This is a genomic window from Bacteroides sp. ET489, assembly GCF_030518095.1.
GTDB classification, from domain to species: domain Bacteria; phylum Bacteroidota; class Bacteroidia; order Bacteroidales; family Bacteroidaceae; genus Bacteroides; species Bacteroides ndongoniae.
In genome coordinates this window covers 1-22,730 of sequence record NZ_JAULLJ010000033.1, presented here as the reverse complement: position 1 = coordinate 22,730, position 22,730 = coordinate 1, and the positions used below count along the sequence as shown (strand labels likewise).

Annotated in this window: 20 protein-coding genes; 12 read left to right on the top strand and 8 right to left on the bottom strand. The window is 54.2% G+C overall.

The genetic code is table 11. The features are described 5' to 3' along the window. From Q3C19_RS14790 to recJ, 4 genes are all read right to left on the bottom strand, one after another. Positions 1-999, bottom strand: coding sequence for a Gfo/Idh/MocA family protein (locus tag Q3C19_RS14790; protein WP_302730330.1), 999 nt, complete (start codon positions 997-999; stop codon positions 1-3). Between the two features lie 157 nt (positions 1,000-1,156). Next, on the bottom strand, positions 1,157-2,116 hold the full coding sequence (locus Q3C19_RS14785) for a lipopolysaccharide assembly protein LapB (RefSeq protein ID WP_022162015.1): 960 nt from the start codon (positions 2,114-2,116) through the stop codon (positions 1,157-1,159). A 231-nt stretch (positions 2,117-2,347) separates the two neighbouring features. Further along, positions 2,348-4,288: an ATP-dependent DNA helicase RecQ gene (locus tag Q3C19_RS14780; protein WP_302730326.1), complete on the bottom strand. Its 1,941-nt coding sequence runs from the start codon at positions 4,286-4,288 to the stop codon at positions 2,348-2,350. A 41-nt stretch (positions 4,289-4,329) separates the two neighbouring features. Continuing rightward, the gene (gene recJ / locus Q3C19_RS14775; RefSeq protein WP_277121598.1) at positions 4,330-6,045 is read right to left on the bottom strand and encodes a single-stranded-DNA-specific exonuclease RecJ; all 1,716 of its coding nucleotides are present in this window, start codon (positions 6,043-6,045) and stop codon (positions 4,330-4,332) included. A gap of 255 nt (positions 6,046-6,300) precedes the next feature. On the opposite strand from recJ, the gene Q3C19_RS14770 reads away from it, so the two are divergent. The 3 genes from Q3C19_RS14770 (at position 6,301) to yaaA (ending at position 7,593) form a co-directional block, all read left to right on the top strand. Next, the gene (locus Q3C19_RS14770) at positions 6,301-6,507 is read left to right on the top strand and encodes a hypothetical protein (RefSeq protein WP_071150557.1); all 207 of its coding nucleotides are present in this window, start codon (positions 6,301-6,303) and stop codon (positions 6,505-6,507) included. 10 nt (positions 6,508-6,517) lie between these two features. Continuing rightward, a complete protein-coding gene (locus Q3C19_RS14765; RefSeq protein WP_022162237.1) occupies positions 6,518-6,700 on the top strand; it encodes a hypothetical protein in 183 nt (60 codons plus the stop codon). Positions 6,701-6,828: 128 nt separating this feature from the next. Beyond that, the gene (gene yaaA / locus Q3C19_RS14760; protein ID WP_302730323.1) at positions 6,829-7,593 is read left to right on the top strand and encodes a peroxide stress protein YaaA; all 765 of its coding nucleotides are present in this window, start codon (positions 6,829-6,831) and stop codon (positions 7,591-7,593) included. Between the two features lie 491 nt (positions 7,594-8,084). Here yaaA and Q3C19_RS14755 read toward each other — a convergent pair whose 3' ends face one another. Next, positions 8,085-8,942: an AraC family transcriptional regulator gene (locus tag Q3C19_RS14755; RefSeq protein WP_302730321.1), complete on the bottom strand. Its 858-nt coding sequence runs from the start codon at positions 8,940-8,942 to the stop codon at positions 8,085-8,087. Positions 8,943-9,186: 244 nt separating this feature from the next. Here Q3C19_RS14755 and Q3C19_RS14750 point away from each other — a divergent pair, with 244 nt between their 5' ends. Together Q3C19_RS14750 and Q3C19_RS14745 are read left to right on the top strand one after the other, a co-directional pair. Next, complete coding sequence (locus Q3C19_RS14750; protein WP_302730319.1) at positions 9,187-10,827, top strand: alpha-L-fucosidase; 1,641 nt, start codon at positions 9,187-9,189, stop codon at positions 10,825-10,827. Between the two features lie 465 nt (positions 10,828-11,292). After that, positions 11,293-11,679, top strand: coding sequence for an L-rhamnose mutarotase (locus Q3C19_RS14745; protein WP_288911999.1), 387 nt, complete (start codon positions 11,293-11,295; stop codon positions 11,677-11,679). A gap of 54 nt (positions 11,680-11,733) precedes the next feature. Here Q3C19_RS14745 and Q3C19_RS14740 read toward each other — a convergent pair whose 3' ends face one another. Further along, entirely contained in the window at positions 11,734-12,747 is a 1,014-nt protein-coding gene (locus Q3C19_RS14740; protein WP_288912000.1) for a LacI family DNA-binding transcriptional regulator, read from the bottom strand. Between the two features lie 183 nt (positions 12,748-12,930). Between Q3C19_RS14740 and Q3C19_RS14735 the strand changes: the two genes are divergently transcribed. From Q3C19_RS14735 to Q3C19_RS14715, 5 genes are all read left to right on the top strand, one after another. Beyond that, complete coding sequence (locus Q3C19_RS14735) at positions 12,931-13,863, top strand: aldo/keto reductase (protein WP_302730316.1); 933 nt, start codon at positions 12,931-12,933, stop codon at positions 13,861-13,863. Positions 13,864-13,874: 11 nt separating this feature from the next. Continuing rightward, complete coding sequence (locus Q3C19_RS14730; RefSeq protein WP_302730314.1) at positions 13,875-14,798, top strand: amidohydrolase; 924 nt, start codon at positions 13,875-13,877, stop codon at positions 14,796-14,798. 13 nt (positions 14,799-14,811) lie between these two features. Then, a complete protein-coding gene (gene fucP / locus Q3C19_RS14725) occupies positions 14,812-16,062 on the top strand; it encodes an L-fucose:H+ symporter permease (protein ID WP_302730312.1) in 1,251 nt (416 codons plus the stop codon). Positions 16,063-16,287: 225 nt separating this feature from the next. Beyond that, on the top strand, positions 16,288-17,307 hold the full coding sequence (locus tag Q3C19_RS14720; protein ID WP_302730310.1) for a zinc-binding alcohol dehydrogenase family protein: 1,020 nt from the start codon (positions 16,288-16,290) through the stop codon (positions 17,305-17,307). A gap of 132 nt (positions 17,308-17,439) precedes the next feature. Next, positions 17,440-19,074, top strand: a complete 1,635-nt coding sequence (locus tag Q3C19_RS14715) for a glycoside hydrolase family protein (RefSeq protein WP_302730308.1) — start codon at positions 17,440-17,442, stop codon at positions 19,072-19,074. Between the two features lie 24 nt (positions 19,075-19,098). Here the strand turns inward: Q3C19_RS14715 and Q3C19_RS14710 are convergent, their stop codons facing one another. Both Q3C19_RS14710 and Q3C19_RS14705 read right to left on the bottom strand, forming a co-directional pair. Beyond that, positions 19,099-19,620: a methylated-DNA--[protein]-cysteine S-methyltransferase gene (locus Q3C19_RS14710; protein ID WP_302730306.1), complete on the bottom strand. Its 522-nt coding sequence runs from the start codon at positions 19,618-19,620 to the stop codon at positions 19,099-19,101. Between the two features lie 21 nt (positions 19,621-19,641). Continuing rightward, positions 19,642-20,076 carry a thioesterase family protein gene (locus Q3C19_RS14705; RefSeq protein ID WP_022161944.1) on the bottom strand — a complete coding sequence of 145 codons (435 nt, stop codon included), beginning with the start codon at positions 20,074-20,076 and terminating at the stop codon, positions 19,642-19,644. A gap of 81 nt (positions 20,077-20,157) precedes the next feature. On the opposite strand from Q3C19_RS14705, the gene Q3C19_RS14700 reads away from it, so the two are divergent. After that, positions 20,158-20,721 carry an L-threonylcarbamoyladenylate synthase gene (locus Q3C19_RS14700; RefSeq protein WP_302730304.1) on the top strand — a complete coding sequence of 188 codons (564 nt, stop codon included), beginning with the start codon at positions 20,158-20,160 and terminating at the stop codon, positions 20,719-20,721. 4 nt (positions 20,722-20,725) lie between these two features. Next, the gene (locus Q3C19_RS14695) at positions 20,726-22,516 is read left to right on the top strand and encodes a chloride channel protein (RefSeq protein ID WP_071150549.1); all 1,791 of its coding nucleotides are present in this window, start codon (positions 20,726-20,728) and stop codon (positions 22,514-22,516) included. Positions 22,517-22,730: the final 214 nt, after the last annotated feature.

Below are 22,730 nucleotides of genomic sequence, written 5' to 3'. Positions count from 1 at the left end.
TTAAATTGTAGCACCATGGTCGGCCGGATAGACAACTCCCCATTCGGCCCGCAGCTGGTCGAGCAGGCGCATGATGGCCAGTGTTTCGGCATGAGGCATGGCTGTGGGTTCCAGTTTTCCTTTGCGTAGGTCATCGATGCAGGCCTGTACTTCGTACTCGTAACCGCTGATTTGGGGCGGGCAATCGTAGATCTTCACCAGTTGGTGGTCTGCATTGTAGATGGCTGCCTGGTGTGGGTTGTTGATGTTGTCTACTATGATGTATCCTTTATCGCCCGAGATGATGCCCTGGCGGTTGTTGGCGCAGCTCACCGTAGCTTGTAGAGCTGCCATTTTGCCGTCGGCATAGCGGAAAGAAATGCTTTCCTGGATATCTACGCCATATTCGTTCTTCACGCAGTGCGACTGTATGTCTGCGATGTCGGTACCGAAAACCATGCGTGCAAAGTTGATGGGATAGACACCGAGGTCGAGCAGGGCACCTCCGCACAGCTCGGGTTTGGCTATGCGCTCCTTGTTGGCGACGGGATAGCCCAGGCTGGCTGTAAGCATGTCCGGTTTGCCGATGATGCCGCTGTGAGCCAGCTCGCGTATAGTGGTCGAGAAAGGCATGTAGCGTGTCCAGATGGCTTCGGCAATGTACACCTGTTGCTCTTTGGCCAGTTGCAGCAGACTTTCTGCTTCGCGGGCATTGGCAGTAAAGGCTTTCTCGCACAGAACCGCTTTGCCGTGCAGGATGCAGAGCCGGGCATGTTCATAATGATGCGAATGCGGCGTAGCTACGTATACAAGGTCGATTTCCGGGTTGGCAACCATTTCTTCGTACGAGCCGTAGGCGTGTTTGAAGCCCCATTCTTTGGCAAAGGCCTGGGCACGTTGGAGGTCGCGTGCGGCAACGGCGTAACAGTTGACATCCTTCATCTGTTGCAAGGTAGCAGCCATTTTGGTAGCTATTCCTCCTGCTCCCAATATTGCAATATTGTTTTTTACTTTACTCATCGTCTTTTCTGTTAGTTTTATGATAATGGGCTTATACCTTTTGTTTCTTTCTTTATATAGTTCTATTAGCTCAGAAGGGCGCATATTTTTTCCCAGTTAGGGAAAAATATTTCCCCAGTTAGGGAAAGTTTTTTTGCTAACTGGGAAAAAATGGGCCTTACAGCCCCAATATATCCGTCTGTCGTCCGCCGGGCTGGTTATTGTACTGGCCGTTGAAAGCTTCACTTTCCTTAGGGTTCAGTTCAAGTTCCTTTTTCATGTCCTCGGTGGCACCTTCCTTGTCGCCGTTCAGCAGCTTGGCGCGTCCGCGTTCGTGATAGGCCTGCACGAAGTTGGGATTCAGGTCGATGGCTTCGTCGAAGAGGGCAATGGCTTCGGTCAGTTTCTTTTGTCCGATGTACAGTTGGCCCAGGTAGAGGAAACCTTGTTCGTTGAAAGGATTCAGTTCGGTGACGTGGGTGTAGTCGGCTTCGGCTCCGTCAGTGTCGCCATTGGCTTCTTTTATTTTGCCACGCAGCAGGAGAGCACTTTCGTCCTCATCGTTCTGTGTCAGGATGGCTTCGATGTCTTCCATAGCCTCTTTGTATTGGTGCATTTTGGCCAAGGCTTCGGCACGCATCAGGCGGGCTTCGGTGAAGTCGTCTTTCAGTACGATGGCTTTGGTCAGGTGGGCGATGCACATCAGGTCGTCTCCCTGTCCGTTGTTGGCCTTGCCCAGCAGATAGTGAGCCATGGCGTTGCCTTCTTCGATGGAGATGGCTTTCTGTGCGGCTTCGGCCATGGCAGGATAGTCTTCCAGCATGTAGCACACGTTGGCCAGTGTGAGGTAGGTGGCTGTATGATTGGCTTCGTGCTGGATCATGGTTTCCAGCAGACGGCGTGCTTCTTCCAGCTGGTTGGTCTGGATGTAGACCTGTGCCAGGTAGCTCATGGTTTCGAAATCGTCCTGCAGCTTCAGGGCTTCGGTAAAGCATTTGATGGCATAGTCGGTGCGTCCCATGCGCTGGGCACGCATTCCGTCGTACTTGAATATCTCAAAGTTTTTCTGGTCGTTTTTTTGTTTTTCCGCTTCCGGGTTTTCGGGCTTGCCGGAGAAAAAAGATTTGAAGAATCCCATGGTTATCTTTGCTTTTAAGTGTTACAATGTTTGAAAACGCCCTCTTGTTTTGGCACTTTCGTCTGAGGAACCTGCAGCTGTCTGCCTTCGGAACTTTGCAGAAGGAGGAACGGCAGTTTCTTTCGTGAAACAAAAATAGTGCAAATCGGGTGCAAATAAAAATTTATTGTCAGGTTTCTGCATCCGATTCGCAGGCTTGCGTCGGAAGTAGGCTTGCGGAGGGCCGGAAAGTTATTGGCAGATGGTGGCTTTTCCGGTAGTTCCGGGTTGTAGCTGTAGCATACCGTTGACGGCAAAGATACGCTGCTCGTCCAACAACTGTTGCAGGGCTTCGGTAGCATCTTCGCGACTGATGTTGAGTCTTTCGGTAATGGCCGACGGAGGTAACGGACCTTCGGCTAGCAGTTGCAGGATGGACTGGTGCAGCTGATCGGGCGCATCGTCGAAAGAGCCTTTCTTGTGGCGGAGTCTGATACACGTGTCGCACTGTCCGCAGTTGTGTTCGTTCTTCTCGCCGAAGTAGTAGAGCAGCATGCGGCTGCGGCATATCAGGTCGTTTTCAACATACTCCAGCATGTACTCGATGCGGTCCTCGTAGCGGCGTTTCCGTTCTTCGTAGACGGAGGGAGGAATATGAATCTGGCTGATGTCCATCCGCTCGCGCGTATATATTATATAAGGTATCTTTTTCTGCGGAATGTAGCTGACGATGTGAAGTTGCGCCAGACGTATCAACGCTTCGTACACTTGCCGGCGGGTGAGGCCGGTGCGCGTGGCCAGCGAATCTTCGCTGATGAAGGCGTAGTCGGTGAACAGACCTGTATACGAGCGAAGGATAATCTGTATCAGGCGGTCGGTCTCGTCGCCCAGTCCGCGGAGTTTGTACAGCTCGTCGCGTCGCACGGTGAAGAGCAGGCGCGAGGCGTTGTCCTGTTCGTCGGTGTACTCTAGGTAGCCGGCCTGGGTCAGTATCTTCAAGGCACTGTCCACGGGTACGGGGAAGTACTTGAACTTGCGGCAGAAGTCCTCGATGTCGAACTCGCGCACACAGTCCTGCCCGTCGCCCATCGCCATCTGGTAGTAGTATTGCAAGTGTTCGTAAACGTCCTTGATGTAGTCTTTCTCGGGGAAGGTATCGGGCACGCGTTTGCGCAGCGCGGCTTTGTCGGACCGGGCGTAGAGGATGACGGCATAGGCTTTCTGTCCGTCGCGTCCGGCACGACCGGCTTCCTGAAAGTAGGCTTCGACGGAGTCGGGCAGGTCGAGGTGGATGACCAGACGTACGTCAGGCTTGTCGATGCCCATGCCGAAGGCGTTGGTGGCTACCATGACACGGCTTTCGCCCGTCTGCCAGCGGTGTTGGCGGATGTCTTTGGCGGCGTCGTCCAGTCCGGCGTGATAGAAGTCGGCGGTGATATGTTCGTTGTTTAGTAGTTCGGCGGTCTCGCGGGTGCGGCGGCGGTTGCGCACGTAGACGATGGCGCTACCCTCCATGCGGCGCAGGATGTGCAGCAGTTCGGCGGTCTTGTTCTCGGTGTGGCGGACGATGTAGGCCAGATTCTCGCGTTCGAAACTCATGCGGAAAACGTTTTCGCGGCGGAAATGGAGGCGTGCCTGTATGTCCTTTACCACTTCGGGGGTGGCGGTAGCGGTGAGTGCCAGCACGGGGACGCCGGGTAGCAGGTCGCGCACTTCGGCTATCTTCAGGTAGGCGGGACGGAAGTCGTAGCCCCATTGCGAGATGCAGTGGCTTTCGTCGACGGTGATCATGCTGATGTGCATCTTGCGCAGTTTGGTGCGGAAGATGTCGGTGCCGAGCCGTTCGGGCGAGATGTAGAGGAACTTGTAGTTGCCGAAAATGCAGTTTTCGAGGGCGGTGACAATGGCCTGCCGGTCCATACCCGAGTAGATAGCAAGTGCCTTGATGCCCCGTTTGCGCAGGTTCTGCACCTGGTCTTTCATCAGGGCTATCAAGGGGGTGACGACAAGACACAACCCTTCCTGTGCCAGGGCAGGCACCTGGAAGGTGATGGATTTGCCGCCGCCGGTAGGCATCAGTCCCAGCGTGTCGTTGCCCTCGCTGATGCTGCGGATGATGTCTTCCTGTATGCCGCGGAAGGAGTCGTATCCCCAGTACTGTTTCAATATCTGGTAGTAGACGGGCGCTAGCATACGGTTGCCGGACTATGGGTTATAAATGGTTTCACAAGGGCTCAGTTGGGCTTGATGTCTTCGATCTGAAGCTGTACTTCGCCGCGCTTGTGGGTATTCTCCTCGATGGTGTAGCAGATGTCGAACGAGCGCTTGGTCTTGATGAAGCGCACGTGCGAGCTTTGTCCGAAGGCAATGCCGTTCATCACGTTGTTCGACTTGTTGTCCACCAGTTCCAGCTTGATGTGCTCCTGGTCGCGTCCCACTACCTTGCTGGTGCCATAGTCGTAGACGTTGTGCGTACAGAATATGGGCTTGGTATTCTCGGGACCGAAGGGGTTGAACTTCTTCAGGTCGTTGAAGAAGCGGGGCGTGATGTCCTTGAAGTCGATTTCAGCGTCGATGTCGATGATGGAGCTCATCTGTTCGGGACGGATGTTCTGCGCCACAAACTCTTCGAACCGCCGGGTGAAGAGGGGAACATTCTCTACCTTCATCGAGAGGCCGGCCGCATAGGTGTGCCCGCCAAAGTTTTCGAGCAGGTCGCGGCAGTATTCGATGGCTTTGTAGACGTCGAAACCCGATACGGAGCGTGCCGAACCGGTGGCCAGGTCGTTGGTCCGTGTCAGCACCACGGCGGGGCGGAAGTAGATTTCGGTGAGGCGCGAAGCCACGATGCCGATGACTCCCTTGTGCCAGGCTTCGTTGTAGAGAACGATGGAGTGGCGGTCGGCCAGTCCGTCGAGTCCGGAGACGATGGCGTTGGCCTCTTCGGTCATGCTCTTGTCGAGGTCCTTGCGGGTCTCGTTGTATTGGTTGATTTGTCCGGCTTTTTCGAGGGCAGCGGAGAAGTCTTTCTCGGTGAGCAGGTCGACGGCTTCCTTACCGTTCTGTATGCGTCCCGACGCGTTGATGCGAGGACCTATCTTGAAGACGATGTCGCTGACGGTGATTTCCTTGTCGGCCAGTCCGCACACGTCGATGATGGCCTTCAGCCCGACGCTGGGGTTGCTGTTCAGCTGCTTCAGGCCGTGGAAGGCCAGTATGCGGTTCTCGCCCATGATGGGGACGATGTCCGAAGCGATGCTGACGGCCACAAGGTCGAGCAAGGGGATGAGGTGGTGGAACTCGATGCCGTTGCTGATGGCAAACGCCTGCATGAACTTGAATCCTACGCCGCAGCCCGAGAGGTGCTCGTAGGGGTAGGTGTTGTCGAAGCGTTTGGCGTTGAGTATGGCTACAGCAGGTGGCAGCACGTCATCGGGCACGTGATGGTCGCAGATGATGAAGTCGATGCCTTTCTCGCGGGCATAGGCTATCTCGTCCACAGCCTTGATGCCGCAGTCGAGCACGATGATGAGTTTGACGCCCGTCTCCACGGCGTAGTCCACTCCTTTGTAGGACACCCCGTAACCTTCGTTGTAGCGGTCGGGGATGTAATAGTCGATGTTCGAGTAGAACTGTTGAATAAACTTGTAGACCAGTGCCACGGCTGTGGTGCCGTCTACGTCGTAGTCTCCGTAAATCAGTATCCTTTCTTTCTTTCCCATTGCCTTGTTCAGGCGCGCTACGGCCACGTCCATGTCTTTCATCAGGAAGGGGTCGTAGAGTTCGGGCAGTTGTGGGCGGAAGAATTTCCGTGCGGCGGCAGCCGTCGTTATTCCCCTTTCCACGAGCAGTCGTCCCAGTATGGGGTTAATGCCCAGTTCCCGGGCCAGTGTCTGGCTTGTCTCTGCCTGTTCGGGTGTGATGGGTAAATAATTCCATTTGTGAGTCATTTTATATATTGTTTTTTCTTTTTCCAGTCTCGGGTGTCGGGGGGCGAAAAGAGCCCATTTCCCCAACAAGTTGTAAAGGTAGCAAAAAGTCTTGAAACAAGGATGAAAAAGGCCACGAAATCTTTCCGTAAGGAGCAGAAATGGGCAGACGGGGCATTCGGACAGCGAGGGGCCGTAGCCGAAAATGCGGTTTTTGTTTGCTTGTGCGCAGACCTTTCGTTATATTTGCAAAACAATGAATGTATGATATAGCCCATGACACCTCCGGATATAGCACACTCGACCCGAGAAGAGCGCAGAGCCTTCGTTGCCGATGCGTGGAAGTGTCTGCACAATTGCGAATTATGCGGCAAATGCCATGTCTTGAAAGGCAAGGATGCGGAAACACTCTATGCCGACTATATCGAGGGGAAACGGACTTATATGGACATTACATTGGAAATAAGAAACAATAACTATTAAAATTGGAATTATGGACGTAAAAGAACAAGTGTTGGCAACAATGAAAGAGGCCGGAACTCCTCTGAATGCAGGTAAAATAGCAGAACTGAGCGGACTTGACCGCAAGGAAGTGGACAAGGCGATGAAGCAGCTGAAAGAAGAGGGTGCAATCGTTTCTCCGGTTCGCTGCAAGTGGGCACCTGCTGAAAAATAAGTTGAACGTATGTTGACGTCGGGCGGCAATACCATGTAGGTTTGGGGTTGCCGCCCGATTTGTCTATGCATTGAACCGATACTTTTGTTAACGTTCCGGCTTTACCGAAACTTAAAAACTTTTACCGTATGCTTACATTCATATCCTGTGCCAAAACCATGGCTGCACGCTGTGCGCTGAACGTGCCTGCCGTGTCCGAACCCCGCTTTGCCGGCGAGGCGCTGCGCACGGCGCTCGAACTGTCGCAATATCCGGCTGTCGAACTGGAAGGCTTGCTGCGTGTCAATGCGAAGATTGCTGCCGAAAACCGCTTGCGCTACCACGACTTCTGCTCCGAAGACAACCGCCCGATGCCTGCCATCGGTGCCTATACAGGCGTGGTGTTCAAGCGCATCGCTCCTGCTGACTTCACGACCGATGACTTCCTCTTTGCGCAGGAACACCTGCGTATCACTTCGTTCCTCTATGGACTGCTGCGCCCGCTCGACGGCATCCGGCCTTACCGCCTGGAGGGCGATGTGCGTCTGGCGGCGAACGGTGGCATCACGATGTTCGACTACTGGAAACCGCTGCTGACTGACGTCTTCATCGACGACATCCGCCGGCAGGGCGGGGTGCTGGTCAACCTGGCGAGCAGCGAGATGAAGGATCTCTTCGACTGGAAGCGTGTCGAATCCGAGGTACGGGTCGTAACGCCCGACTTCCAGGTGTGGAAGGACGGACGGTTGAAGACAGTCGTAGTCTACGCCAAAATGTGCCGCGGCGAGATGACGCGCTACCTGCTGAAGAACCGCATCGATTCGCCCGACGGACTACGTGTTTTCGAGTGGGAGGGCTTTGCCTTCGACGAAGAACGCAGCACGCCCGACCGCTGGCTCTTCACGATGGGCTGATGCGGAACCTCCGTGTCATGCTCTTAGCCGTTTGGCTTTCAAAATGTTCGGTATTGGCTTTGTTTGCTGACACGGCTTTCGTGCAAATCTTTCGAAATAGAAGCCGTTGAGGCTGAAAACCTGCATAAACATGCGCAAATACAAGTGTTGTATGTAGGAAATATACACTTTCGGCTCTTTGGATGCTTGCACGGCTCGTGCGAATGGCCTGCACGGCTCGCGAGCGACACTTGCATGGCTCGCCTTCCACACTTGCGCGGTTCGGGAGCGTGTTCCGTTTTCGGAGGAAAACGCTGCTTCCGATGCTGAAAAACGGTGCTTTTGCGTTGTTTTCCAGCTGTCTGTTCGCTGGCTGAAATGTCCGGATTTTGCTATCGCGTTGTATGCCAGGAGGATGAATACTACGCGCTTCGAAAATCTGCATCAACCTTACCGGCGGTCCGAAAAACACGATTCTCGACCGCCGGAAAATGCAAAGTGTCACTTTGACATCAGTGGTACGAACTGCGGTACTCCTGCGGGGTGACGCCCGTCATCTTCTTGAACAGGCGGTTGAAGTACGAATAATTGTCGAACGCCAGCGACGAGGCGATATTTTTCACCGGCATGTTGCTGGTGACGAGCATCAGCTGCGCCTTTTCAATCTTCTTCTGGTTGATGTACTGCAAGGGACTGACGCCCGTCTCGTGCTTGAAGAGGCGGCTGAAGTGCTCCTTCGACAGGCAGGAGTCATCGGCTAGTGCGTCGAGGTCGATCATCTCGTACAGGTGGTTGTGGATGTAGGTGATGGCCGTGCGCACCCGCTCGTCCTTGCTCTTTATCTTCTCCTGCGCGCGCTTGACGAAGTGCGACAACAGCTGGTAGACGATGCCTCGCGACTCTATTTTGTCGCAGAGGGCGCGTTGCTTGTTCTTCATCACGTTTTGCAGCAGTGTGGGGTTGTTGTCGTACGACGTCGGGTCAGACTTCGGCAGACTCATGTGCGGATTGATGGTGCAGAGCCGTTTGAAGAGGTACAAGTCGAGTTCGGTACCCGGAATTTCCACGGGCATGTCCCATTCATCGAAGAAGCAGCTTTCCTGCCGGTGCTCTTCATATATATGTAAGTAGTAGTGGCAGAAGTAGGAGTTGCAGATGTAGCTGTGACTCGTGAAGGCCGGGATGCAATACATGTGGTTGGGCTTCAGCAGGTAGGTACCCGTAGGAAGCTCGATTTGCGCTTGCCCGTCGGTGACGTAGTACAGCCGCATGAAAGGGCTGTTGACATTCTTCCAGTTCCAGTCGGCATTGTGTATGGCCAGGCCGACGTTGAGAACCAGCGGATGTAGTTGGTCGATAGATGTTTTCATGGTATTTGTTGTGTTTGAAAATCTGGGGTAAAGGTAGTTTTTCTGTTGTAACTATCAAAGAAAATATCGGAATAGTGCAAGCTTTTGTCGCTTTTGTTCTATCGATTCGGATAAAAACTGCTAAGATTGTCGGTTTTGTGCTATATATGGTCGAAAATGTTCTATCATAGTTCTGACCTTATTGTGTATTTTTGTGCTGTCAAATTATAACCCGATTCAATTAACCCAAAACAGAACACTACTTATGAAGAACAAGATTCTGCTATTCTCATTACTATTTTCAGCCAGCGTTGCTTCGGCACAGAATTATCAAGTACCCGTGTCCGAGCAGGACGAGCCGATGATGACCGGCAAATTTGAGCCCACGTGGCAGTCGCTGGAAAACTATCAGGTACCCGAATGGTTCCGCAATGTCAAGTTCGGCATCTGGGCGCACTGGGGACCACAATGCGTCGAAGGCTCCGGCGACTGGATGGCGCGCAGCCTCTATATGGAAGGCTCCAACGAGTATAATTACCACGTGAAGAACTACGGTCACCCGTCCGAGGTAGGCTTCAAGGATATCATTCCCCTGTTCAAGGCCGAGAAGTGGGACCCCGACAAGCTGGTCGGATTCTATAAGAAGATAGGTGCCCAATACTTTTTCGCCCTGGGTAACCATCACGACAACTTCGACCTGTGGAACAGCCAGTATCAGCCTTGGAACTCGGTGAACATGGGTCCGAAGCAGGACATCCTCGAAGGTTGGGCCAAGGCAGCCCGCAAGCATGGCCTCTATTTCGGCGTCAGCCTGCATGCCGACCACGCCTGGAGCTGGTACGAACCCTCGCAGCGTCACGACACGAAAGGTCCCAAGAAAGGCATTCCCTACGACGGCAAGCTGACCAAGGAAGACGGCAAAGGCAAGTGGTGGGAAGGTTACGACCCGCAGGACCTCTACGCCCAGAACCATCCCTTGAGCAAGAACAGCTGGGATAACGGCATGATTCACAGCCAGTGGGCCTGGGGAAACGGAGTCTGCATCCCCACACAGAAGTACGTCACAAACTTCTACAACCGTACACTCGACGTCATCAACCGCTACAATCCCGACATGCTGTACTTCGATGTGACGGTAGCCCCGTTCTATCCCATCAGCGACGCCGGACTGAAAATAGCCGCCCACTTCTACAACCACAGCATGGCCACCCACAAGGGTAAGCTGGAAGCCGTTATGTTCGGCAAGATACTCGACGAGAACCAACGCAAAGCTCTGGTATGGGACGTGGAACGCGGCGCGCCCAATGAAATCGTCGCCGAGCCGTGGCAGACCTGTACCTGCATCGGTGGCTGGCACTACAATACCTCTATCTACGAGAACAACGGCTACAAGTCTGCTGCCAACGTAGTGAAACTGCTGATGGACGTAGTCAGCAAGAACGGCAATCTGCTGTTGAGTGTCCCTCTGCGCGCCGACGGTACGTTCGATGAGAAAGAAGAAGCCATCCTCAACGAGTTTGGCGACTGGATGAATATCAATAAGGAAGCCATTTACGACACCCGTCCCTGGAAAGTATTCGGCGAAGGCCCCATTGCCAGTGCCGACATCAAAATCAATGCCCAGGGCTTCAACGAAGGATCTTACGGACAGGCCACAGCGCAGGAGATCCGTTTTACACAAACCAAAAAATACCTATATGTCACCGTTCTGGCATGGCCCGAGAATGGTAAAGTCACTGTGAAATCCCTCTCTGCCGGCAACGAACTCTACCCCGACGAGATAAAGAAAGTCGAACTGCTGGGCTACGGTAAAGTGAAGTTCACCCGCACCTCCGCCGGCCTGGAAATCGAGCTCCCCGCCAAGCGGCTGAACGAGATTGCGCCGGTGTTCAGAATCAGGAAATAATGAAAACGTGCGTCAGAATATAAATAGCTGAAGTCATTCTTCTTGTTAAACAAGAATGACTTCGGTTTATTTCTTTCTTACTCGTGATATCCTGTTTGTCCGATGCCTGCATGCTACAGTTGGGAAGTCTGCATAGAGCATGCCGGCAAGGGAAAGAACAAGGGGGTACTTGTTCCGGTTCAAATAGTTTGTTGCAGATTTGTATATCCAAAAGGAAAGACCTAACTTTACATTCATCATAACCCGAATGTCGCGGAATCAGGAAGAACACAGTGAGGTGTTGTTGCCAGCCATTGGCTGGAGTAAAAAATGGGAATGTTCTTCTGTTTTCAGTTCTACATGCACCGATGTACGTCTTTTTATTGGCCGGGTATCGGGCAGGGAGAATGCTTGTGATGCAGGAGCAATTCTTTTTTTGTTACTTCCGTTTCCGTTATTTTAAATAATCAATTAAAATTATTTTTTATGCAACCCAATCAAGGTTATAAAACGAGAGAATATGCTGTGCCTGTGAAGCGTTATTGTCAGACGCTAAGTTTGAAGAACAATCCGGAACTGATAGCCGAATACCGGAAAATCCACAGTCGGGAGAATGCCTGGCCCGAGATACGCGAAGGTATCCGTTCGGTGGGAATCCTGGAGATGGAGATTTATATTTCGGGAAGCCAGCTGTTCATGATAGTCGAGACTCCGCTCGATTTCGACTGGGATTCGGCCATGGAGCGTTTGGCGCATCTTCCCCGTCAGGCGGAGTGGGAAGACTGTGTAGCCCGATTCCAGGAGTGTGCTCCCGGCAGTACTTCTTCACAAAAGTGGAAACTGATGGAACGGATGTTCTATCTGTACGATTGATAATTTCGGAAAACGGCAGCATCGGGGAAAGGAGCGCCGCACAGCGGCAACCCGTTACTTGATGCTGCTTTCCCTTATCTCCAGACGGGTGGGCACTACCACCTGTCTGACGGTTTTGTCCCCCTTGATGCGGTCTATCAGCAGGCGGCAGGCGGTTTCGCCCATGCGGTAGGTTTGATGTGAGACGGCCGACAATTTGGGCTCTACATAGTTGGCGTGCTGTTCGTCGGTATAGCCGATAATGGCTACATCCTGCGGGATGCGTAGCCCGTGACTCTTGATGACTTCCATAGCGGCAAAGGCAAGCGTGTCGTTCATGGCCAGTATGGCGTCGGGAGGCTGGGGCAGTGACAGCAACGATTCAGTAGCAATTTTCCCCTCTTCGTAATCTATTTTGCGGCATACCACCAGCTCTTTCTGTATGGGGATGCGGTTCTCGCGCAAGGCTTCCAGGTAGCCGTGTTTCCTTCGCCGTACGATGTCCAGATGGTTGGCACCGCCGATGAAGGCCACCCGTTTGCTTCCGTTGTCCAGCAGGTGCTGCGTAGCCATCTGGGCAGAGTGTTCGCCGTCGGCCACGACGGTAGAGAACATGTCAGTCAGGCATACGCGGTCGAACAGGATGACAGGCATGTTGATGTCGGCCAGTGCCGCCCAGTGGCCGAAGTCGGTCGTCTCCTGCGACAGGCAGGCGATGATGCCTTCGACACGCATGTTGACCAGATTCTCGATGTTCTTCTTTTCGTGTTCGTACGACTCGTGCGAGGTCGTGATGATGACAAAGTACCCGTTGGCAATGGCCATATCCTCGATGCCGCTCAGGATGGAGGAAAAGAAATGGGTGACAATGTCTGGCACGATGACTCCGATGATGCGCGGAGCATTTTTGCGCAGGCTGATGGCGAAGGGGTTGGGGCGGTAGTTCAGCTCCTGTGCCAGCTGTTTGGCGCGGGTGCGCAGGTCGGCACTTATCTCGGGGCTGTCCTTCAGCGCCCTCGACACGGTAGGCACCGACACGCCGAGCTCGCGTGCCAGGTCTTTTAGGGAGATATGTTTCGGGTTTGCCATCGGTGCGTTGTTAGGATTCTTTTCAGTTGCAAAGAAAATACTTTTCGGCTGAAAAGCCAGCAAAACAGACAATTCTTTTTACGTAAACCGTTACGTGCCTTTTTACGGACCTATGTGAGGGAAGGGGAACGGATTGCCCCTATCTTTGCCTGTATAGAAATCAACATTTAAAAACACAAGATTATGCAATACCATGAAATCGGTAAGACGGGAATGAAAGTATCTTCCCTGAGTTTCGGAGCTTCGTCGCTGGGCGGAGTATTCCATGACATTAAAGAGAAAGAAGGCATCGAAGCCGTGTTTACAGCCATCGAACTGGGCATGAACTTCATCGACGTATCGCCCTACTACGGACACTACAAAGCCGAAACTGTGCTGGGTAAGGCACTGAAAGACATTCCCCGCGACAAGTACTACCTGTCCACCAAAGTAGGACGCTACGGCAAAGACGGCGTCAACACGTGGGACTACTCTGGCAAACGCGCCACAGAAAGCGTCTACGAAAGTATGGAACGCCTGAACATCGACTACATCGATCTGATCAATGTACACGACATCGAGTTTGCCGACCTCAACCAGGTGGTGAACGAAACCTTGCCTACACTGGTGGAACTGCGGGAGAAAGGCGTTGTAGGACACGTGGGCATCACCGACCTGCAACTGGAGAATCTGAAGTGGGTCATCGACCACTCTGAACCGGGTACGGTAGAAAGCATTCTGAACTTCTGCCACCACTGCCTGAACGACGACAAACTGCTAGACTTCCTGGATTACTTCGAGTCGAAGGGAATAGGTGTCATCAATGCCTCCCCCCTGTCGATGGGCTTGCTGACCGAACGCGGTGTGCCCGCCTGGCACCCGGCTCCCCAGCCGTTGGTTGAGGCCTGCCGCAAGGCGATGGAATACTGTAAATCGGTCGACTACCCCATCGAGAAACTGGCCATGCAATACTCTGTCAGCAATCCGCGCATTGCCACGACCCTCTTCAGCACGGCCAACCCGCAGAATGTACGCAAGAACGTGGCCTTCATCGAAGACCCCATCGACTGGGAACTGGTGAAGAAAGTACGCGAAATCATCGGCGACCAGCAGCGTGTCAGCTGGGCGAACTCTTAAAACCGTGAGCCATGGAATATCCGATTATCGATGTGCATGCCCACTTGTGGCTGCGTCAGGACACGGTGGTGGACGACCTGCCCATCCGTACGCTGGAGAACGGCCGTTCGCTCTTCATGGGCGAGGTGCGGCAGATGCTTCCGCCTTTTATGATTGACGGTCGCAACTCGGCCGAAGTCTTCCTGTCGAACATGGACTATGCCCAGGTGTCGGCAGCAGTTATCACACAGGAGTTTATCGACGGCATACAGAATGAATACCTGGCCGACGTGGCTGCCCGCTATCCCGACCGCTTCTTCGTGTGCGGTCTGTGCGAGTTCCGCAAGCCGGGCTTCTACGAGCAGGCCAGGCAGTTGATAGAGCAGGGCTTCCGCGGCATCAAGATTCCCGCCCAGCGCCTGCTGTTGAAGGAAGGCCGCGTATGGCTGAACAGCGACGAGATGATGCGCATGTTCCACCTGATGGAGCAGAAGCAGGTACTGTTGTCCATCGACATGGCCGACGGCGCCACACAGGTGCCCGAACTGGAAGAGGTGATACAGGAATGTCCGCAGCTGAAGGTGGCCATCGGTCACTTTGGCATGGTGACCACGCCGGGCTGGACCGAACAGGTGAAACTGGCCCGTCATCCGAACGTCCGCATTGAGTCGGGCGGCATCACGTGGCTGTTCAACGACGAGTTCTATCCCTTCCGCGGCGCCGTACGCGCTATCCGCGAGGCGGCCGATCTGGTGGGCATGGACAAGCTGATGTGGGGCTCGGACTATCCGCGCACCATTACGGCTATCACCTACCGCATGTCGTACGACTTCGTGAGCAAGTCGACCGAGCTGACCGACGACGAGAAACGGCTCTTCCTGGGCGCGAATGCCCGCAGCTTCTACGGCTTCGGTGCGTTGCCCGAACTGCCTTACATCAAGAACATGTCAGAATAAGGAGGGACCGGTTATGAAGAAACAGAATTACGCTGTCCCCTTGATGCTCGTCTTTACGCTGTTCTTTCTGTGGGCCATCAGCAGCAACCTGCTGCCCACCATGATACGACAGCTGATGAAGACGTGCGAACTGAATACGTTCGAGGCCTCATTCACCGAGACGGCCTACTGGCTGGCCTATTTCATTTTTCCCATCCCCATCGCCATGTTCATGAAGCGATACAGCTACAAGGCGGGCATCGTCTTCGGTCTGTTGCTGGCGGCGTTTGGCGGACTGCTGTTTTTTCCGGCTGCCATGCTGAAGGAGTACTGGGCTTACCTGTGCATCTTCTTCATCATTGCTACGGGCATGTGTTTCCTGGAGACGGCGGCCAATCCGTACGTCACCGCCTTGGGCGACCCGGCTACGGCTCCCCGGCGGCTGAATCTGGCCCAGTCGTTCAACGGACTGGGAGCATTTATCTCGGCCATGTTCCTGAGCAAGCTCATCCTGAGTGGCACGCACTACACCCGCGAAACGCTTCCTGCCGACTATGCCGGTGGCTGGGAGGCCTATATTCAGACGGAGACCGATGCCATGAAGATGCCTTACCTGGTACTGGCCATGTTGCTGATTGTCATAGCTGTCGTGTTCGTCTTCTCGAAGTTGCCCAAGATTGACGACGAGGAGCACAAGGCGGCAGCCGGCTCAAAGCTGATTGACTTCGGCGTGATGCGTCGCTCGCATCTGCGCTGGGGTGTCATCGCCCAGTTCTTCTACAACGGCGGACAGACGGCCATCAACAGCCTTTTCCTGGTGTATTGTTGTACGTATGTGGGGCTGCCCGAGGATGAGGCCACCACGTACTTCGGACTCTATATGCTGGCTTTCCTGCTGGGCCGCTGGATCGGTACGGGACTGATGGTGAAGTTCCGTCCTCAGGATATGCTGCTGGTGTATGCCTTGCTCAACGTGGTGTTGTGCGGAGTGGTGATCGGCTTCGGAGGCATGGTGGGACTGTATGCCATGCTGGGCATCTCGTTCTTCATGTCCATCATGTACCCCACACAGTTCTCGCTGGCCCTTAAGGGACTGGGTGACCAGACTAAGAGCGGCTCGGCTTTCCTTGTGATGGCCATCGTGGGCAATGCCTGCCTGCCGCAGCTGACGGCCTACCTGATGCACGTCAACGAACAGTTGTACTACGCTGCCTATATCATTCCGCTCATCTGCTTTGCCTTCTGCGCCTACTATGGTTGGAAGGGTTACAAGGTAGTGGACTGATACGCGGCTACACGGCTTCTGAAGGACACCTGCACGCCTTTTGCAGGACACTTGCACGGCTCGCGAGAGACACTTGTACGGCTCGCGAGCCACACTTGCATTGCTCACGAGCCACACTTGTGTCGCTCAAAAGGCCGGAAAGTGCGGTCTGGAAGGCAGGACTCCAGTGGTGGAGAATAAAGAATGGAACATTGATAATGAAACTAGAATAAACTAACTGATAAGATGAAAGCAGTACAAATTACCGGCCCTTCTGAAATGAGGGTCATCGAGATGGAGAAGCCTGTAGTGGCTCCCGGACAAATTTTGGTAAAGATAGAATATGTAGGCTTTTGCGGTTCGGACCTGAACACGTATCTGGGTCGCAACCCGATGGTGAAGCTGCCCGTAGTGCCCGGTCACGAAGTAGGAGCTGTGGTCGAGGAAATAGGCGAGGGCGTACCCGAAGGCCTGTTTGCCAAAGGCATGAGCGTGACACTGAACCCCTATACCAACTGCGGAAAGTGTGCTTCGTGCCGCAACGGCCGTGTCAACGCCTGCGAGCACAACGAAACGCTGGGTGTGCAGCGCAACGGTGTGATGTGCGAATATGCCGTCATGCCTTGGCAGAAGGTGATTCCCGCTCCGTCGATGTCGTCGCGCGACTGTGCGCTCATCGAGCCGATGAGTGTCGGTTTCCATGCCGTTTCGCGCGGTCAGGTGGTCGATAACGAACGGGTGATGGTCATTGGTTGCGGTATGATTGGTATGGGTGCCATTGTCCGTGCTTCGCTGCGCGGCGCTACCGTCATTGCCGTCGACCTGGACGACGAGAAACTGGAGCTGGCCCGCAAGGTAGGAGCCACGTACGTCATCAACTCGAAGACGGAGAACGTGCACGAACGCATGCTGCAGCTGACCGACGGACTGGGTGCCGACGTGGTGATTGAAGCCGTAGGCAGTCCGGTCACCTACGTGATGGCGGTGGATGAAGTAGGCTTCACGGGTCGCGTGGTGTGCATCGGTTATGCCAAGAGTCCGGTAGAGTTCCAGACGAAACTGTTTGTGCAGAAGGAGCTTGACATACGCGGTTCGCGCAATGCCCTTCCGGCCGACTTCCGTGCCGTAATCAACTACTTGCAGACGGGTGTCTGCCCGATTGACAAGTTAATCAGCCGCATCGCCGAGCCCGAAGTGGCCGCTACTGCCATGGCCGACTGGGCGGCTGCTCCGGGAAAGGTGTTCCGCATTCTGGTGAAACTGTAAGGCTGCCCGATGCGTGGAAACTGAATGTTTATAACAGAAAGCTTTTCTTTTCAGAGTATGAAGTACGTGAATCACAGACGGCTTCAGACCCGAAAGGAAAAGTCTTTAATATACAGATAAGCTGATATGCCTATGATAAGAAGATTTTTTGCAGGTTTTCTGGCCTCTGCTCTGTGCGTTTCGCTGGCAGCGCAAGTCACGGAACGTCCCCGGCCGGAAGAATGGAAACAACTGGTGCCCGGTGCCCGTTTTATGGACCGTTTCTTACCCATGCCCGATGGGGTGAAGAAGAGTCATGTCTGGGGTACGGATAGTGTACAGAACCGCTATGTGGACAATGGCATCGAACAGGACGACATGTCTTTCTGGGGTGGAAATATTTTGCAGACTGCCGACGGGAAGTATCACCTTTATGTTTGCGGTTGGCCCGAACGTTCGCGCAACGGTCACATGTTCTGGCCCAATTCCACCGTCTTCCATGCCGTAAGCGACCGCTTGTCTGGGCCGTTCCGCATCCAAAACTCTATTGGCAAGGGCCACAATCCCGAAGCATTCCGCCTGGCCGATGGCAGGGTGGTGGTCTATGTCATCGACGGTTATTACATAGCCGACAGTGAGAACAGCCCTGTCTGGTGTTATCAGCAGTTTGACTTTGATGCGCGCGATCGTAACATCATAGAAGGTTTCTCCAATCTGACTTTTGCCCGTCGTGCCGATGGGTCTTACCTCATGGTTTGCCGGGGTGGCGGTGTATGGATTAGCCGTGACGGTCTTTCTACGTATCAGCAGATCACCGACAAGCGTGTCTATCCGGCGGTCGAAGGACGTTTTGAGGACCCGGTTGTGTGGCGTGACAGCCTTCAGTATCATCTGATTGTGAACGACTGGCTGGGACGCATAGCCTTTTATCAGCGTTCAAAGGACGGCATACATTGGGTGACGGAGCAAGGCGAAGCTTATGTGCCTGGCATTTCCTTCCACAAGGACGGAGAAGTGGAACATTGGTTTAAATACGAGCGTGCCAAAGTGTTTCAGGATCCTGACGGACGTGCGGTGCAGATGAATTTTGCCGTAATCGACACAATCAAGGGCTGCGACCAGCCGGGCGACCGTCATTCGTCGAAGAACATTTGCGTTCCTTTGAACAAGGGGCTTTTGCTTTCTGTGCTTAACGAACAGCCTATCACAGCTTCTACCAAGCGGATAGAGGTAAAAATAAAAGCCGAACCCGGCTTTTCTCCTCAAACCGACGTCGATGTCGAGTCACTTCGTTTCGGTTCGTTCACCGAGGTTAATTTTGGACGGGGAAGTAAGCCTTTGAAGACCCGCAAAGAAGGCGATGACCTGATTGTTGTCTTCAGTGGTAAGGGAAGTGGCATCATGCCCGACGAATTTGCTCCCAAGCTGATAGGACGCACTACGAACGGAGAGTTGCTGTACGGATATGCCCGCCTTCCATACGTCGACTATGCACCGGCCTTGCTTTCGGCCCGACGCCCTCAGTACAACAAGGAACAGGGATTGTTGAAGCTGAAAATAAGTAATTTCGGGCTTTCCGCTTCACGACCTTCTCAGGTAGAAGTCTGTTGCGGTGGGAAAGTGATTGCTTCGGGCGACATCAAACCGCTTTCTCCTTACGAAGAAGTGGAATTGGCTTTAAAACCTGCCGGGACCGCTACAGGTGCCGACAGTGCCTATGAAGTCATTATCCGTACCGATGGTCAGGAACAGGAGAGGGTGCTTTTCCGGCAACCTGCTGCCAAATAATAAGGTAAAGGTGTGATGGGCTAATTAGGGCTTATTTGCATTCTGGTGAAATTCAACCCCCTCCAGTCGTAACAGCGCCGCTTTGCGGTCGAGGCCTCCGGCATAGCCGGTCAGGCTTCCGTCACGTCCCACGACGCGGTGGCAGGGTACAATGATACTGACAGGGTTGTGACCCACAGCGCCTCCGACGGCCTGTGCAGCCACAGCCCTGTCGCTGTTTTGCAGCTTGGCCAGTTGGCGGGCAATGTCCCGGTAGGTCACCGTCTGTCCGTAGGGGATTTCCTGTAGCAGCTTCCATACCTGCTGGCGGAAGGGGCTTCCTGCGAGTTGCAGGGGTGGGGTACTACAGGGCCGGCAGCCGCGGAAGTAGTCGGCCAGCCACAGGCGGACATCACCGAACAGGGGCAGGTCGCGCCATTCGTATGTGCCGGCCGTCAGGTCGGGGAAGTACTTCTGTCCGTCAAACCACAGGCCGGTCAGGCAACGGCCGTCGCTGGCCATCGTCATCGGTCCCAAGGGCGAGAGGTAGGGTTGCAGGTAAGGCATGGTGCATGGGTATGAAGGAGGTTACTTTTTCTTCCTCAGGTCTTTGCCTTCGTATCGGCAGATGGCATCTATCCAGTCCTGCTCCAGGGGTTTGGATTCGTGCTTGGTGAGGTCGAACGCCACCATCACCGAGGTGCAGACACATTTGGTTTCGTTCGTCAGCGTGTCGATGACCCGCTGCGCCAGGCGGAAGCTTTTGGTACCGATTTCGGTGACGGCAGTCTGCACGGCAATGTGGTCGGAACCGTAGATTTGCGAGAGGAAGTCGGCTTCGATGTGGACGACGACAATGCCGTCCTTCTCCCAGTCGACATGCGGACACACCGAAGCGAAGTATTCCGTCTTGCCCAAATCGTAGAACGAGAAATAGACGGTGTTGTTGACGTGTCCGAACTTGTCAACATCGTTAAAGCGTAGTTGTATAGGCAGTGTGTGGTTAAAGTGAATTTCTTCCATTGTTTTCTTCGAAACGTTGTTAGTTATCGCTGCAAAAATACTATTTTTGCGTGTTTAATCAATGAAATTATACAGCAAGAAATGACAGAAGACATCAAAAAAGCCTGCGAGGTGATGAGCCGGGGCGGGGTGATATTGTATCCCACAGACACCATCTGGGGAATTGGGTGCGACGCTACCAACGAAGAAGCTGTGCGCCGTGTGTACGAAATCAAGCAACGTGCCGACAGCAAGGCCATGCTGGTGCTGGTCGACTCGGCCGTGAAGGTGGACTTCTACGTGCAGGACGTGCCCGAAGTGGCATGGGACCTCATCGAACTGGCCGACAAGCCGCTCACCATCATCTACTCCGGAGCGCGCAACCTGGCGCCCAACCTGCTTGCCGCCGACGGCAGCGTAGGCATCCGCGTCACCGGCGAAGCGTTCTCCAAACGCCTTTGCCAGCAGTTCCGCAAGGCCATCGTTTCGACGTCGGCCAACATCAGCGGACAGCCCTCGCCCGCCAACTTCAGCGAAATCAGCGAGGAAATCAAGTCGGCTGTCGACTATATCGTGGGTTTCCGTCAGGAAGAGACCGGACACCCCAAACCTTCCAGCATCATCAAGCTCGACAAGGGCGGACTGATAAAAATAATCCGGGAATAGAGCAATGGCAAAAGAACATAAAAGCAGATTGCAGCGCTTCATCATCTGGCGCGAGAAGAACCTGAAGGAGAAACAGTTCATCCTCATCCTGAGCTTCCTGGTGGGCATCTTCACGGCTTTCGCGGCACTGATACTGAAGATGCTGATACACTGGATACAGAACTTCCTGACGGAGAACTTCGATACGACCGAGGCCAACTACCTGTATCTGGTCTATCCGGTAGTGGGTATCTTCCTGGCCGGACTGTTTGTGCGCTATGTGGTGAAGGACGACATCAGCCACGGAGTCACCAAGATTCTGTATGCCATCTCGCGCCGGCAGGGGCGCATCAAGCGGCACAACACGTGGTCGTCCATCATCGCCAGCTCCATCACCATCGGGTTCGGTGGTTCGGTCGGAGCCGAGGCGCCTATCGTGCTGACGGGGTCGGCCATCGGGTCCGACCTGGGTTCCGTCTTCAAGATGGAGCACCGCACGCTGATGCTCCTTGTGGGCTGTGGTGCGGCGGGTGCCGTGGCGGGCATCTTCAAGGCGCCCATAGCGGGACTGGTGTTCACGCTGGAGGTGCTGATGATCGACCTCACCATGTCGTCGCTGCTGCCCCTGCTGATATCGGCGGTGACGGCGGCAACGGTCTCCTACGTGGTGACCGGGCAGGAAGCCATGTTCAAGTTCCACCTGGACCAGCCTTTCGAGTTGGGGCGCATTCCCTACGTCATCATGCTGGGCATCTTCTGCGGACTGGTTTCGCTCTACTTCACCCGTGCCATGAATTCGGTCGAAGGCGTCTTTGCCAAACTGCAGAAGCCATACAAGAAACTGATGGTGGGCGGTGCCATGCTCAGCATCCTCATCTTCCTCTTCCCTCCGCTCTACGGCGAAGGCTACGACACCATCGAACTGCTGCTCAACGGCACCAGCAATGCCGAGTGGGACACGGTGATGAACAACTCCCTCTTTTACGGGCACAGCCACCTGCTGCTCATCTACCTGATGCTGATTATCCTGTTCAAGGTGTTCGCTTCGAGTGCCACCAACGGGGGCGGCGGTTGTGGCGGTATCTTTGCGCCTTCGCTCTATCTGGGCTGCATTGCCGGTTTCGTGTTCTCGCACTTCAGCAACGAGTTCGACGTGACGGCCTACCTGCCCGAAAAGAACTTTGCCCTGATGGGCATGGCGGGCGTGATGAGCGGCGTGATGCATGCCCCGCTGACGGGTGTCTTCCTCATTGCCGAGCTGACGGGCGGTTACGACCTGTTCCTGCCTCTGATGATTGTTTCCGTCAGTTCCTATCTGACGATTATCGTCTTCGAGCCCCACAGCATCTATTCCATGCGTCTGGCCAAGAAAGGCGAGCTGTTGACCCATCACAAGGACAAGGCCGTGCTGACGCTGATGAAGGTGGAGAACGTGGTGGAGAAGGACTTCATTGCGGTTCGTCCCGACATGGATTTGGGCGAAATGGTACGGGCCATTTCCCAGTCGAGGCGCAACGTCTTCCCCGTCACCGACCAGGAAGGCAAGTTGCTGGGCATCGTCCAGCTGGACGACATTCGCAACATCATGTTCCGACAGGAGCTTTATCACCGCTTCACGGTGGGCAAGTTCATGACTTCGGCTCCGGCGCGCCTGCTCGATACCGACAGCATGGAGCAGGTGATGCAGACTTTTGACGACACACAGGCATGGAACCTTCCGGTGGTCGATGCCGACGGGAAGTATCTGGGTTTTGTGTCGAAGTCGAAGATATTCAATTCGTACCGTCAGGTGCTGGTGCACTTCTCGGACGAGTGATTTCTGTAGGAGGAAGGCAGGGAGGGATGCGTCGGATGGTATCTGAAAGTGTTGATATTCAGTAATCCGTAAAACCTACCACCCCGCCCGTTGGGCACCCCTCCTTCCAGAAGGAGGGGAGCCGAGATACCACATTCTCCATTCTTCATTCTTCATTCTTCATTTTCCTCATTCTCCATTATCCATTAAATCCTCATCCCAGCGGATCCTCCCC

Coding starts and splice junctions, on each gene's coding strand:
- Q3C19_RS14765 (WP_022162237.1), top strand. CDS start 6,518: ATGGACGTAAAAGAACAAGTGTTGGCAACAATGAAAGAGGCCGGAACT.
- Q3C19_RS14750 (WP_302730319.1), top strand. CDS start 9,187: ATGAAGAACAAGATTCTGCTATTCTCATTACTATTTTCAGCCAGCGTT.
- Q3C19_RS14720 (WP_302730310.1), top strand. CDS start 16,288: ATGAAAGCAGTACAAATTACCGGCCCTTCTGAAATGAGGGTCATCGAG.
- Q3C19_RS14710 (WP_302730306.1), bottom strand. CDS start 19,620: ATGCCTTACCTGCAACCCTACCTCTCGCCCTTGGGACCGATGACGATG.
- Q3C19_RS14700 (WP_302730304.1), top strand. CDS start 20,158: ATGACAGAAGACATCAAAAAAGCCTGCGAGGTGATGAGCCGGGGCGGG.
- fucP (WP_302730312.1), top strand. CDS start 14,812: ATGAAGAAACAGAATTACGCTGTCCCCTTGATGCTCGTCTTTACGCTG.
- Q3C19_RS14780 (WP_302730326.1), bottom strand. CDS start 4,288: ATGCTAGCGCCCGTCTACTACCAGATATTGAAACAGTACTGGGGATAC.
- Q3C19_RS14740 (WP_288912000.1), bottom strand. CDS start 12,747: ATGGCAAACCCGAAACATATCTCCCTAAAAGACCTGGCACGCGAGCTC.
- Q3C19_RS14730 (WP_302730314.1), top strand. CDS start 13,875: ATGGAATATCCGATTATCGATGTGCATGCCCACTTGTGGCTGCGTCAG.
- Q3C19_RS14785 (WP_022162015.1), bottom strand. CDS start 2,116: ATGGGATTCTTCAAATCTTTTTTCTCCGGCAAGCCCGAAAACCCGGAA.
- Q3C19_RS14755 (WP_302730321.1), bottom strand. CDS start 8,942: ATGAAAACATCTATCGACCAACTACATCCGCTGGTTCTCAACGTCGGC.
- Q3C19_RS14695 (WP_071150549.1), top strand. CDS start 20,726: ATGGCAAAAGAACATAAAAGCAGATTGCAGCGCTTCATCATCTGGCGC.
- recJ (WP_277121598.1), bottom strand. CDS start 6,045: ATGACTCACAAATGGAATTATTTACCCATCACACCCGAACAGGCAGAG.
- Q3C19_RS14770 (WP_071150557.1), top strand. CDS start 6,301: ATGACACCTCCGGATATAGCACACTCGACCCGAGAAGAGCGCAGAGCC.
- Q3C19_RS14745 (WP_288911999.1), top strand. CDS start 11,293: ATGCAACCCAATCAAGGTTATAAAACGAGAGAATATGCTGTGCCTGTG.
- yaaA (WP_302730323.1), top strand. CDS start 6,829: ATGCTTACATTCATATCCTGTGCCAAAACCATGGCTGCACGCTGTGCG.
- Q3C19_RS14705 (WP_022161944.1), bottom strand. CDS start 20,076: ATGGAAGAAATTCACTTTAACCACACACTGCCTATACAACTACGCTTT.
- Q3C19_RS14735 (WP_302730316.1), top strand. CDS start 12,931: ATGCAATACCATGAAATCGGTAAGACGGGAATGAAAGTATCTTCCCTG.
- Q3C19_RS14715 (WP_302730308.1), top strand. CDS start 17,440: ATGATAAGAAGATTTTTTGCAGGTTTTCTGGCCTCTGCTCTGTGCGTT.
- Q3C19_RS14790 (WP_302730330.1), bottom strand. CDS start 999: ATGAGTAAAGTAAAAAACAATATTGCAATATTGGGAGCAGGAGGAATA.